General features: G+C 59.7%; 14 protein-coding genes. 12 read left to right on the top strand and 2 right to left on the bottom strand.

Annotation, left to right across the window (positions count from 1 at the left end; translation table 11 throughout):
* Positions 1-145: 145 nt before the first annotated feature.
* A complete protein-coding gene (locus tag ABFX56_RS01775; RefSeq protein ID WP_346231561.1) occupies positions 146-628 on the bottom strand; it encodes an SRPBCC family protein in 483 nt (160 codons plus the stop codon).
* The gene (locus ABFX56_RS01770; protein WP_346233118.1) at positions 625-972 is read right to left on the bottom strand and encodes an ArsR/SmtB family transcription factor; all 348 of its coding nucleotides are present in this window, start codon (positions 970-972) and stop codon (positions 625-627) included. The genes ABFX56_RS01775 and ABFX56_RS01770 overlap by 4 nt, the downstream gene beginning before the upstream one ends.
* A gap of 369 nt (positions 973-1,341) precedes the next feature.
* Here ABFX56_RS01770 and ABFX56_RS01765 point away from each other — a divergent pair, with 369 nt between their 5' ends.
* From ABFX56_RS01765 to ABFX56_RS01710, 12 genes are all read left to right on the top strand, one after another.
* Positions 1,342-2,091 carry an IclR family transcriptional regulator gene (locus ABFX56_RS01765; RefSeq protein WP_346231560.1) on the top strand — a complete coding sequence of 250 codons (750 nt, stop codon included), beginning with the start codon at positions 1,342-1,344 and terminating at the stop codon, positions 2,089-2,091.
* Positions 2,092-2,156: 65 nt separating this feature from the next.
* Positions 2,157-3,071: an alpha/beta hydrolase gene (locus ABFX56_RS01760; protein ID WP_346231559.1), complete on the top strand. Its 915-nt coding sequence runs from the start codon at positions 2,157-2,159 to the stop codon at positions 3,069-3,071.
* Positions 3,072-3,083: 12 nt separating this feature from the next.
* Positions 3,084-3,731 (top strand): ABC transporter permease, encoded by a 648-nt coding sequence (locus tag ABFX56_RS01755; protein WP_346231558.1) that lies wholly within the window; start codon positions 3,084-3,086, stop codon positions 3,729-3,731.
* A 25-nt stretch (positions 3,732-3,756) separates the two neighbouring features.
* Positions 3,757-4,740 (top strand): ABC transporter ATP-binding protein, encoded by a 984-nt coding sequence (locus ABFX56_RS01750; RefSeq protein WP_346231557.1) that lies wholly within the window; start codon positions 3,757-3,759, stop codon positions 4,738-4,740.
* Positions 4,737-5,492: an ABC transporter permease gene (locus tag ABFX56_RS01745; protein ID WP_346231556.1), complete on the top strand. Its 756-nt coding sequence runs from the start codon at positions 4,737-4,739 to the stop codon at positions 5,490-5,492. The genes ABFX56_RS01750 and ABFX56_RS01745 overlap by 4 nt, the downstream gene beginning before the upstream one ends.
* A 47-nt stretch (positions 5,493-5,539) precedes the next feature.
* Entirely contained in the window at positions 5,540-6,496 is a 957-nt protein-coding gene (locus tag ABFX56_RS01740; RefSeq protein ID WP_346231555.1) for a glycine betaine ABC transporter substrate-binding protein, read from the top strand.
* On the top strand, positions 6,493-7,350 hold the full coding sequence (locus tag ABFX56_RS01735) for a carbon-nitrogen hydrolase family protein (RefSeq protein ID WP_346231554.1): 858 nt from the start codon (positions 6,493-6,495) through the stop codon (positions 7,348-7,350). The genes ABFX56_RS01740 and ABFX56_RS01735 overlap by 4 nt, the downstream gene beginning before the upstream one ends.
* Positions 7,313-8,176: a DUF6282 family protein gene (locus ABFX56_RS01730; protein WP_346231553.1), complete on the top strand. Its 864-nt coding sequence runs from the start codon at positions 7,313-7,315 to the stop codon at positions 8,174-8,176. The genes ABFX56_RS01735 and ABFX56_RS01730 overlap by 38 nt, the downstream gene beginning before the upstream one ends.
* Before the next feature lie 105 nt (positions 8,177-8,281).
* On the top strand, positions 8,282-9,673 hold the full coding sequence (locus ABFX56_RS01725; RefSeq protein WP_346231552.1) for an FAD-binding oxidoreductase: 1,392 nt from the start codon (positions 8,282-8,284) through the stop codon (positions 9,671-9,673).
* Positions 9,674-9,704: 31 nt separating this feature from the next.
* Positions 9,705-10,484 carry an electron transfer flavoprotein subunit beta/FixA family protein gene (locus tag ABFX56_RS01720; RefSeq protein WP_346231551.1) on the top strand — a complete coding sequence of 260 codons (780 nt, stop codon included), beginning with the start codon at positions 9,705-9,707 and terminating at the stop codon, positions 10,482-10,484.
* A 42-nt stretch (positions 10,485-10,526) separates the two neighbouring features.
* Entirely contained in the window at positions 10,527-11,501 is a 975-nt protein-coding gene (locus ABFX56_RS01715) for an electron transfer flavoprotein subunit alpha/FixB family protein (RefSeq protein WP_346231550.1), read from the top strand.
* Entirely contained in the window at positions 11,498-12,424 is a 927-nt protein-coding gene (locus tag ABFX56_RS01710) for a cytochrome b/b6 domain-containing protein (protein WP_428834382.1), read from the top strand. Before ABFX56_RS01715 ends, ABFX56_RS01710 begins: the two co-directional genes overlap by 4 nt.
* The last annotated feature ends 122 nt before the right edge of the window (positions 12,425-12,546 follow it).

The raw sequence follows: 12,546 nt of genomic DNA, 5'->3' as shown, positions 1-12,546 counted from the left end.
CCCATCACCGTCGGCGGTGACAACGCTGAAACCTCGGAGACGATCTGGTCGCGTCGGGACCCACACCGCTCTTCCGTTGTCGAGGATCCGGTGGTCGAGCTTGTCGAGTGTTTATTTCGAGGACGTCGGTGACGTTTGTGGCGCTTCAGCTGACCCCATTGATCAGGGCGGCATAGCGTGCAAGGTACAGCGGCCATCCGGCGTCATCCGCGATGGCTTCGCTGAGAGATTCCCATCCGGGGCCGTGCCGATCGATATTGCGGTGTTCTAGTTCGACCCGTGTACGTTGCGGGGCTTCCGCGACAAAACGGACTTCCACCTCGCTGGTGTTTTCTGGGTCGGCCTCGAGCTGCCACTGTGGGCCTATATCCCAGCTGAACACGACACGGTCGGGCGGCTCGTATGCGAGGACGCGAGCCCATCGGCACTCGCTCCCGTCTACGCCGCGATCATAGATGTAGCCGCCCACTTTCGCGTCAAACAGGGTCTCGGCGATGGGCACGTTGAGCAGGTTGTGCTCGGGCGGCTTGAAATCGCCGAATCGTTCGGTAAACACGGTGAAGGCGCGCTTGATCGGTGCTTCAACGACGATCTCCCTGCGGACCACCGCGGTCGCTGTCTTGGTCATGATCTCTCCTTGGTTGGTTGTTCGACAACACTCTTGTATGCGGTCAGCGCTCGGTCCCAGAACGTGTCGAGCTGGTCGCGCAGTGCGCTTACCCCCGCCGGATTGAGCCGATAGATTCGGCGGGTACCGGCCGCGTGTTCAACGACGAGCCCTGCGTTCTTTAGCACCTTCAAGTGCTGAGACACAGCGGGGCGACTAACCGGCAATTCAGCTGCGAGTTCGCCGACTGCTCTAGGCCGCTCCGCCAGGCATTCGATAATGCTGCGCCTGGTGCGATCGCCCAGAGCATCCCATCCGTCACTAGCTCGGTAAGTGTCCACGAACGGTAAGTTAGCCCTTACCATCTGATGTGTCAAGACTTCCTAATAACATCGAGGCTTCGAATCGCAATACGTGCGAGACCGAGGGGGCTCGGTGGCGGCATTCTCAAACTCGCCGCGGAGCTGGACCCGTGGGACTTCTGCCCGAAGAACTCACCGCGGTTGTTGCGATCGGATCGTGCGCAAAGTCCTTCATGCCGGATCGGCGTCGGCCGCCCGCAAGCTCCGCGGAGTCGAGTTCGGTCGCCCCGCGTTGAGTGATGCCTCGGTTCGGAAGGCCTCCACCCCTCATCTCCTGTTGCACGGCTTCGTGGCATCTGCACACAAAATACATGGTGCAAAAACTGCATCAGTATGTTGCACCGACCTCAAGTAGGTGGGAGGGTCGGCTCTGTGATCACAAAGATGTCTCAGGGCGATGGCGCGTACAAGGTAATGGCCATCCTTGAGATATTGGGCGCAGCCGATCAAAAATCGGTCGATGGGTTAACGGTCGCCGAGGTGGCTCGACGTTTGGATCGCGACAAGTCGGTTGCGTCGCGTCAGCTCAAGCATTTAGCGGATTCCGGACTTATAGAACGAGACGAAAGGCTTCGTTATCGCTTGAGTTGGCGGCTCTTTGCTATTGCGGCAAAGGGCGGTGATCAGAGGCTCATTCAAGCGGGCATTCCGATGCTCCGTGTTCTGGCCGGAACCCTTCACGAACGAGCGCATCTAACCGTTCTGAGCGGGTACCAAGTGTTGACAGTGCACTCCGAGGGATCGAGCCGCGCGCTCGAGGCGGTTGGTTGGGTCGGACGTCTCACTCCGGTCTGGAATACCTCTTCGGGGATTGCTCTCGTGCTCGATCGCTCGGATGAGGAAATTGAAGGCCTGCTCGAGCGTGACCAGAAATTGTCGCGAAGCCAGCACGAAACCGTTTTCAACTCAATCGCCCGAGCACGCGAAGAAGGCTACTCGATATCTGACGGGCTCTTTGATGCCGACGTACTCGGCGTTGCCGCACCAGTTCGAGACCAAAATGGTCGCATCGTGGCGGCCGTCAACATATCGGGACCAGTGTTCCGCGTCAAACCGCAGCTTCATGCAGTTGCGTCGCACCTGATGGCGGCAGCCAGAAAGTTGTCATTACTGAACCAATAATTGCATTCCATTCTCAAATTGCATCCCATATTCAACTCGAACAAACCTGATCTGGAAGGATCAAAATGCGCCGTATCCCGTTTCCGTTCTTCAGTTCCAACTATCGCTTGGATGCTGACCTATACCTGCCCGACGAGAACCCCACTGGCACGCCGTACCCGGTGATTATCGCTGCCAGTGGATTTCAAGGCTTGAAAGTCATCCACCCGGAGCGCTGGGCCAGGGCATTGGTGCCGCGCGGCTTCGCTGTTCTCGCTTTCGATTACCGTGGGTTCGGTCTCTCCGAAGGGGAGAGAGGCAGATTGGTACCCCAGGAATGGGCCGAGGACATCCGAGCAGCAGTCGATCGTGTCTCCACCCACGTAGAACTTGACACAGAGCGTATCGGCCTATTGGGCTGGGGCTTGGGCGGTGGAGTAGTCGTCTACGAAGCGGGCGAGGACGAACGCGTCAAAGCAGTGGTTTGCTGCAACGGAATCGCCGACGGTTTCGAATCTACGAGGAAGATGCACGACGAATCCACCTGGCAAAGCTTGCTATCCCGTGTCGAGGCTGACCGGGGTAGGCGGGCCGAAAACGGTCGTTCAGAGATTACGGATCCATGGGATATTGTCCGGCTCAATCTTGACGACCGTACGGATGGGTATGTGGAACGCGAACTGTATAAGGCGCCCGGGTTTGGTTCCGGAGTCACGCTAGAGTCAGCCGACTTCTTGTTGCGCTTTCATCCCTGGGCGGAGGCACACAAGTTGTCGCCGCGCCCCTTCTTGGTTGTGCATGGTTCCGAAAACGAGCTCCACAAAGTGGATGAAGCTCAGCGGCTGTACGACTCCGCTCTTGAACCTAAGGAGTTGGTCCTTCTGGAAGGTAAGGGTCACACCGAGTGGATGTTCGACGACGATCCGACCTTCAAACGCGTAGCGAAACTGATCGAAGAGTTCTTCTCGGAGTCGTTCTCCGGCGTACTCGCGACGCGGTAATAGGCCCGGATCATGACGTTGATCGACTACCTGGCAGAAAACGCAAACCACGTCTTCTTCCTAGCGCAACAGCACTTGGAAGCCGTGTTGATCAGTGTGAGTATTGCCGCCGTAGTCGGCGTCGGCCTGGGATTCTTTGTCGAATCCCGGCCGGCGCTGCGTCAGGCGTCCTTATCAATTTCAGGCACGCTATTGACGATCCCGTCATACGCATTATTTGCGCTCATGATTCCCTTGTTCGGACTGGGCGCGGGGCCTACGATCGCTGCTCTCACGGTCTACGGAATCTTTCCGATCCTGCAGAATACTGTTACGGGCATCGCTGGCGTAGATCCGGCCGTGATAGATGCCGCGCGTGGTTTAGGGATGGGTAACCGACGGCGACTGATCGTCATCGTGTTTCCACTCGCGTGGCCGGCGATCCTCAACGGTATCCGTGTCGCCGTGATCATGCTGGTGGCAACAGCTGCGATAGCTGCAGCAGTGGCGGGCCCCGGACTTGGCGAGCTAATTTTCCGCGGCTTGGCGCGAATCGGTGGGGCCAACGCACTCAACGAAGTCGTGACCGGGGTCATCGGGGTCGTTCTGGTGGCACTGGTCCTCGACCTGATCTTCTCGCTCATAGGCAAATTCACAACACCACGAGGTCTCGATGTCTGATCGAAATAACGCTGAACCCGGCACAATGATCCAGCTCGAAAATGTGTCGAAGCAATATCCGCTTCAAGACGTGAGGGCCGTCAGCGGCCTGTCCCTCTCGATACGGTCTGGTGAGTTCGTTGTGCTGGTGGGCCCGTCCGGATGCGGGAAGACGACCACTTTGCGAATGATCAACCGCCTGGTCGAACCAAGCGAAGGCAAGATCTGGATTGACGGCAAAGACGTAACGAACGTCGATGTCGACCTGTTGCGCCGGGGCATCGGCTACGTCATTCAGCATGTTGGCCTGCTGCCTCACTTGACTGTCGCCGCCAATGTTGAGTTGGTCCCCAAGATGAACGGAATATCCAAAGCGGTGAGAACGGCGCGAACCGCTGAGCTTTTGAAACTCGTCGGGTTGGATCCCAAGTACGGCGAACGGTATCCGAAGCAACTTTCTGGCGGTCAGCAACAACGCGTTGGAGTGGCGCGGGCGTTGGCCGCAGATCCTCCGATCATGCTAATGGATGAGCCGTTTGCCGCAGTCGACCCAGTGACGCGGCGGAAACTTCAAGATGAGTTCCTTAGCCTTCAGAAGCGTCTGAAAAAGACCATTGTCTTTGTGACGCACGATATTGACGAGGCGCTTCGCCTAGGAGATCGAATCGCGATCTTTGACGACGGCTGCCGGATCGCCCAGTTTGCCACTCCGCTCGAGATCTTGACCAATCCCGCGGACGAATTCGTCCGTAACTTTGTCGGCGGGGGTGCCGCGATCAAGCGATTGGCGTTACTCACCCTCGGCGACATCCGGTTCGAGAACATGCCAGATACCGACGTCGGCGCTGGCACGATCACGGCTATGTCGACTACCACGATTCAGGATGCTCTGGAGCGAATCCTCGGCAGCACGGCTACTGCCATAGCTTTCACAGCAGCTGATGGGCGCCACGTAAGCGTGGGGCTCCAACAATTACTTCTTGCCGCCGCCCGGCAGGGCGACACGCAGATGGCGACGATGACGCCGTGAGCACAGTACTCGCAGAGCGATCAAAAACTGGTCGCGGACTGGCCGGGTATTGGATACTTCCCACTATTGCCATATCGCTCGTGCTCGGGGTCTTGAGCTACATCAACCTTGCAAACTTGGACTCGATTGAACTTCGTGCCCTATCGACTGACACCATCATTACGGCCACATTGCAACATGTGAACCTTGTCGTCATCTCCACCATCGCCACCATCCTGATTGCCGTACCACTGGGCATCGCGCTCACGCGACAAGGTGCACGCAGGATAAGTGGTCCCGTCTTGGCGTTGGCAAGCGGAGGACAAGCCATTCCCTCGATCGGCGTCCTCGTACTTTTCGCAATCCTGTTTGGAATCGGATTCTGGATGGCAGTGGTCGCACTGGTCATCTACGCGCTTCTGCCAGTGCTTCGAAACACCATGGTCGGCATCCAGCAGGTCGACCGCACCCTTATTGATGCCGGACGGGGAATGGGAATGACGCGTGGAATGGTACTTCGCACCATTGAACTCCCGCTAGCCGTCCCCCTCATTCTGGCAGGGGTTCGAGTCGCACTCATTTTAAACGTCGGTGTCGCCACTCTCGCAACCTTCACGAATGCCGGTGGCCTCGGGTCCATCATCACCACCGGGATAGTGCTCAACCGACTCCCAGTGTTGGTCGTAGGGAGCCTGCTCACGGTCGCCTTGGCATTGCTCGTCGACTGGGCTGCCAGCATCGGAGAGCGCTTCCTCCGACCCCGAGGGCTCTAACGCAAGAAAACCAGAAAATCCGAAAACTGTTTCAAAGGAGATACACAATGCGTGGAAAAGCACTACTGGCGGTACTGAGTATCGGCGTCATGACTCTGAGCGGATGTGCACTGGGCGGGTCCGAAGGAAACCCGCCCGCGGCCGGCGCGAACTCGAGCGGTCCACTCAAGGGGATACACGTGGCAGTCGGATCGAAAGAATTTACCGAACAACTCATCCTCTGTGAGATCACCGCGCAACGGCTCGAAGCTCAAGGAGCTACCGTCAAACGAGTCTGCGGAATGTCGGGATCAGACACAGTGCGTGCCGCCGAGACGAGTGGCAACATCGACATGTACTGGGAATACACCGGGACCGGATGGATCAGCTTCCTCAAACAGACCGAGCCTGTGCACGACGCTGACGACCAGTACATAAAAGTCCGAGACATGGACTTGGCACAGAACAAAATTGTCTGGATGCCGGCGGCAGCGGCGAACAATACCTATGCGGTGGCCGTAAAGACGGAGACGGCCGAGAAGTTGAAGGTCAAGACCCTCTCAGACTATGCGGCTTTGTCCCAAACCGACCCCAAGGACGCTAGTTTTTGTGGAGCGTCCGAGTTCCTCGGTCGTAATGACGGTTGGCCCGGACTTAAGGCCGCATACGGCATCAACGTACCCGACAGCGAGGTTGCGACGCTCGCGGAGGGGCCGATCTACAACTCCGTATCGACCGGTAACCCGTGCAATTTTGGTGAAGCTTTCGCCACCGACGGACGCATCGCTGGCCTGGGACTAACCGTGCTCAAAGATGACAAGAACTTCTTCCCCTTTTACAACTTGTCACTGACTGTCCGTCAAGACTTCATGCAAAAGAACCCCGCCGTCGAAGCGGCAATGAAGCCGATCACTGAAAAGTTAACGAACGCGACGCTACAGAAGCTCAACGCATCCGTCGACGTCGACGGGAAATCACCAGAGGCCGTTGCGACCACGTTCCTCACCGACAACGACCTTAAGTGACGCAACAGGCATCCGTAGGTAACGGGGCAGCCGCACTACTTCGTGTGGCTGCCCTGCAAACTACTCCAACACGGGGAAACGTCAGCCAGAACCTCGAACAGATCGCCTCACTGACCGCCGAGGTGCCAGGGGCAGAATTGATTATCACCCCGGAAATGTCGGTTTCGGGGTTTTCGTTCCGACCAGATCAAGTACCGAGGCCGATCGATGTGAGCGATAAGAGGCTTAGTCGATTGGCCAAGCCCGGCCAAACCATCGGTCTGGGGATCGTGGAGGCAAACAACGGTTTGAAGCCCTACAACTCATTCGTCCAAGTAGGAGCGGCACGTTGTGTCCAACGAAAGCTGCATCTTGTCTCGTACGAACCGTGGAATGAGCAAGAGTGCTACACCGAGGGAGCCGACCTGGTTCAAGCCAACCTGCACGGTGTTCAAGTCGCGACCTTGATCTGCAACGACGCCTGGCACCCCGTCATGCCGTGGCTTGCCGCTCATGCTGGTGCTGAAGTACTCATAATTCCTGCAGCAAGCCTCGGCCGCCGTACTGAAGACGAAGCGGCGCAAACTTGGCTAGCCATCCTGGCTCACGCGGCAAGAACGCTACAGTGCTACGTCGTCTTCGCCAACCGCGCGGGTTTCGAAGACGGCAAGCCGTTCTGGGGCGGGTCGCGAATTATCGGCCCACGAGGTGAAGTGATCGCACAAGCTGACCACAAACTCGGAGTCATCAGCGCTGACTTGGACATCGCCTCGCTGCGCAAGCTCCGGAAGGACGTTCCATTACTGCGCGAGCTGCGACTGGACTTAGTCTCCAAGCATGTGCGTCGGCTCCATGGGAGCGAATCTCTTGTTTGACGTACATGTTCATAGTGCGCCGGACGTGATCGCCCGCATCGGCACCGACGACGACATCTGTGCCCAGTACGAGGCAGCAGGGTTCACCGGTTTTGTCTTGAAGGCTCATCACGAACCAACCGTGAGCCGCGCCGCGGCGTTATCCCGGCACACCGGAATGGAAGTTGTGGGTGGAATAGCACTGAACACAGCGGTTGGCGGAGTAAACCCGGCCGCGGTACTAGCCGCACTGGAAACCGCCGGACGGATGGTCTGGTTCCCAACATCTGACTCGCATACACAAGTGGAAGCTGCGTTGCCTCGCCTGGGCGACTTAGATGGACGACTAGATCCATACTCACTTTCCATCCCACCGATAGAAGGCGAAGATAGTCCGGTCGGTCGCAACGCCAGCTTGATCCTGGATCTTATTGCGGAACACGACGCGGTGTTGTGCACAGGACACGTGAGCCGAGCCGAGTGCCGTTGGCTCATCGACCAAGCCCGCCGTCGAAACATTTCACGGGTATTGCTCACTCACCCGTCTTACACAGTTCCCGGTATGTCCCCGGCCGAAATCGAAGAGCTTGCTGGTCTCGGAGCGCACGTCGAAATCACTGCCTATCAAATGTGGCACCAGCCAGGAATGACTGTTACCAAGCTGGTGGCCGTCGCAAAAGCCGCGGGGCCGCTCCTCATTCTGTCCTCAGACGCGGGCCAACCTGACAGCCCACCGCCTCCGGAAGCACTTCACCAACTTGTCGAGGCGCTAAAAGGCGCAGGGCTCGACGCCGGCTGGATTGACGCTGCCGCAAGCACCGTTCCACGTGCACTAGTGCTGACGTAACATCCACAGACAATCAGCGAGCTAATGCAAGGCCGCAGCCATCAACGACGGCGTACGGCGATGCATTCCCTCCGTTCAGTCAACCCCATAAGAAGAAGGGTCACCGTGAATCGCTCGAAATCTCTCAAGTCCTTGGATGACGAACTGCGCGAAGCGCTAGGGGAGCGGTATGTGATTACTGACCCCGACATCAAGCGCACCAACGAAATTGACTGGACGGGAAGATTCGTTGGCAGCGCGAGCATGGTGGTCTCGCCAGCAAATACGCAGGAAGTTGCCTTGACAATGCGAGCGGCCGCCACCCACGATGTCGCCGTCGTTGCACAGGGCGGCAACACGGGTCTCGTCGGTGGCGGTGTTCCACGCCATGGTGAACTGGTGCTCTCCACACGTAGACTCACGACCCTCGAGCCAGTCGACATGGACGCAGCCCAAACAACCGTAGGGGCCGGTGTCACTCTGGCGGCCCTCCACCGGCACGTACGCAGCGTTGGGCTCGATATGCCGGTCGACCTCACCCCCCGCGACAGCGCGACCATCGGCGGCATAGTGGCTACCAACGCCGGCGGAGAGAAGGTATTGCGTTACGGCACAACGAGGGCGTCGGTGGCCGGATTAGAGGTGGTACTGGCAGATGGCACCATCGTGAGCCGGATGAGTGGCCTCACAAAGGACAACGCCGGATACGATCTACCGTCACTCTTTGTAGGAAGTGAGGGAACACTGGGCATAATAACCCAAGCTCGATTACGGCTTGTCCCGCTCTACAAATGCCGTACGGTCGCCCTGCTCGCCGTCGATTCGACCGCGTCCGCACTCCAGGTGCTGGGCCTGCTCAAGGCGGATCTCAGAACACTGGAGGCAGCTGAAGTCTTCTACCTTGACGGGTTGGAACTGGTCTGCGCACACAATGAGAAGGTATCGAGCCCGTTCGCTCAGAAGCATCCGGCCTATCTGCTGATCGAATGCGCCGATCGGACCGACCCCACCGACGAATTGGCTGAGGCGCTGTCTACCACCACAAACGTGTTAGACGTTGCCGTGGCTGCCGACCAGCCGGGGAGAGCGGCACTGTGGGCACTGCGCGAGGAACATTCTGGATCGATCAATCAGCGCGGTATTCCACTCAAGCTTGACGTCACAGTCCCGACCCGCGTGCTTGCGTCCTTCGAGACCGACCTGCGTGAACTGGTAGCACGCACCCGCCCACACGCTGAACTGTATTTATTTGGACATCTGAATGAGGGGAACTTCCATGTCAACCTGTTAGGCGTTGACCCAGAAGACGAGGAATTGACTAGCACGATTCTCGACTTGGTCGTGGCCTATGCGGGAAGCGTCTGTTCAGAACACGGTGTCGGTATTGCGAAGGCTCCCTGGCTCTCTCGCACTCGAAGCGCCGACGACATCAACGCGATGAGAGCCATCAAGACTGCACTGGATCCCCGGGGGCTGCTAAACCCGGGCGTCGTCTTAACCGTTGCGACAAGTAAGTGACCCGGTCCGCCAGTTGCAGAAGGAGCGAGCTATGAAGATGGTCGTGCTGTTGAAGCAGGTGCCTGATACGTATGAGGAGCGCAGGTTGGATCCGGTGACGGGGATTCTGGATCGGGCGGCGAGTGAGCCGATTATTGATGAGATCGGGGAGCGGGCTCTGGAGGTGGCGTTGCGGTTCAAGGATGCCCATAAGGGTACCGAGGTGGTGGTGTTGTCGATGGGGCCGGGTTCGGTGACGGCGGCGTTGCGTAAGGGGTTGTCGTTGGGGGCGGATGCTGCGGTGCATGTGCTGGATGATGCGTTGGCCGGTGCGGACCTGGGTCGCACGGCGACGGTGCTTTCGGCGGCGGTGGCGAAGTCCGGGTACGATCTGGTCGTTGCCGGCAATGAGTCCACTGATGGTCGTGGTGGGGTGATTCCGGCAATGGTCGCGGAGCACCTGGGCGTGCCGCACCTGAGTTTCCTGGATGCGGTGGAGATTTCCGAGGCTGAAGTTCGCGGGGTGCGGGGCACGGAGAGCGGCAGCATGGCGGTGCACTGCGGTGTGCCGGCGGTGGTGTCGGTGACTGAGCGCGCTCCGGAGGTGCGGTTTCCGAATTTCAAGGGCATCCTCTCGGCGAAGAAGAAGCCGCTGACCGTGTTCACGGTGGGCGAGCTGGGTCTGGGTGCCGATGAGCTGTCCGGTGGTGGTCGCTCGGTGGTGCTGACTACCGCGCAGCGACCGTCGCGTACCGCGGGCCGGAAGGTTGTTGACGAGGGCAACGCGGGCGTGGAGTTGGCGGAATTCCTGGCCGCGGGCCACCTGATCTGACACGCTGACCTGCTGCTTATCTAACGATCGAAGGAAGCTGACATGTCCAACATTCTTGTTCTGATCGAACTGTCCGGTACCGGGCAGATCCTGGGCACCGCCTCGTCGTTGCTTGCTGCCGCCGGACGGCTGGGCACACCGGTCGCGGTGGTTGCCGTCGCCCCGGGCGGCGGGGCCGAGTTGGTTGATGCCCTGGGCGGTCTGGGCGCGCAGCGGGTGTATTTGGCGGAGTGCGACCAGGTCGGCACGCTGCTGGTTGGCCCGCAGTTGGAGGCGTTGGTGGCCGCCACTGCGGCGGTGGAGCCGGCCGCGATCCTGGTCACTAACTCGGTTCAGGGCCGCGATGTTGCCGCCCGTCTGGCGGTGCGTCTGAAGGGTGGCCTGTGCATTGATGCGGTGGATGTGCGTTCGGATGCCGGAAGGATCGTCGCCACTCATTCGATTTTCGGCGGCGCCTACACGGTCGAGTCGACCGTGGAGGGCGGGCCGGCGATCGTGACGCTGCGTGCGGGGGCCATCGAGGAGCGTGCCACGGCCGCGACGCCGACCGTCAGCACCGTTCAGGTGAGCGCCGACGCCGCGACTTCCGCGGTGGTCGACGGGATCACGGATGCGGTGGGCACCTCCTCCCGTCCGGAGTTGCGGGAGGCGAAAGTGGTCGTCTCCGGCGGCCGGGGCCTTGGCTCCAAGGAGAAGTTCGAACTGGTCGAGCGACTCGCGGATGCGCTCGGCGCGGCGGTGGGTGCTTCCCGCGCGGCGGTGGATGCCGGGTACGTGCCGCAGACTTCCCAGGTGGGCCAGACCGGAACCACGGTGTCGCCGCAGCTGTATATCGCGTTGGGTATTTCCGGCGCGATCCAGCATCGGGCCGGCATGCAGACCGCCAAGACGATCGTGGCGATCAACAAGGACGCCGACGCGCCGATTTTCGAGATCGCGGACTACGGCATTGTCGGAGACGTGTTCACCGTGGTGCCGCAACTGATCGAGGCGCTGAAAGAGCGAGCCGCATCGTGACGGCGGAGTCGAAATCGGTCACCGCCGCCCGGTGGTTCAAACCGGCGGTGATCACCCTCGCAGCGCTAGTCGCCCTGGTCGTGGTCGTGCTGGTGGCTAAGGGACTGCGCCAACTGCCGGCGGTGCAGTCGTTCATGACCGACTTCTCCGGCCAATCCGAGCTGCCCAAGGTGGCGCCGGTGGGTTTTCCGGCCTGGTTGTCCTGGCAGCACTTCCTGAACTTCTTCTTCATCATCCTGATCATCCGGTCCGGTTGGCAGGTGCGCACCACCGCCCGGCCGCCGGCGCACTGGACCCGCAACAACAAGGGCCTGATCCGCACCAAGGGCACCCCGACCAAGATCAGCCTGCACCTGTGGTTCCACCTCAGCCTGGCCGCCTTCTGGGTAGCCAACGGCATCATCTTCCTGATCCTGCTGTTTCCCACCGGCCAATGGATGCGCATCGTCCCGCTGCACTGGGACGTGATCCCCAACTCGATCTCGGTCGCCATCCAATACGCGTCCCTGAACTGGCCCACCGAAAACGGTTGGGTCAACTACAACAGCCTGCAACTAATCGCCTACTTCGTCACCGTCTTCATCGCCGCACCCCTCGCCTTCATCACCGGGATACGGATGTCCGGGGCCTGGCCCAAGAACGCCACCACCTTAAACCGGATCTATCCGATCGAGATCGCCCGGGCCATCCACTTCCCGGTCATGCTCTACTACGTCCTGTTCACCATCGTGCACGTCACCCTGGTACTGGCCACCGGAGCACTACGCAACCTCAACCACATGTATGGCGGCAGCAACAACGAGAACTGGGTCGGCTTCTGGATCTTCGCCACCTCCATCCTGGTCATGGCCGCCGCCTGGTACGCCGCCAGACCACTACTACTACGCCCAGTCGCCTCCCTCACCGGCACCATCACCCGCTAAAGCCCCGGTGGTCGAGAAGGCCCCGGTGGTCGAGCCTGTCAAGACCCCCCCAACGAACCGGGATTTCGACAAGCTCAATCACCGATACCAGTACCGGAACCCGATTGGCCCCACCCGCTGCG

It is taken from the genome of Parafrigoribacterium mesophilum (assembly GCF_039652555.1).
Classification (GTDB): Bacteria; Actinomycetota; Actinomycetes; order Actinomycetales; family Microbacteriaceae; genus Parafrigoribacterium; species Parafrigoribacterium mesophilum.
This window is presented reverse-complemented; position numbering and strand designations above follow the sequence as displayed.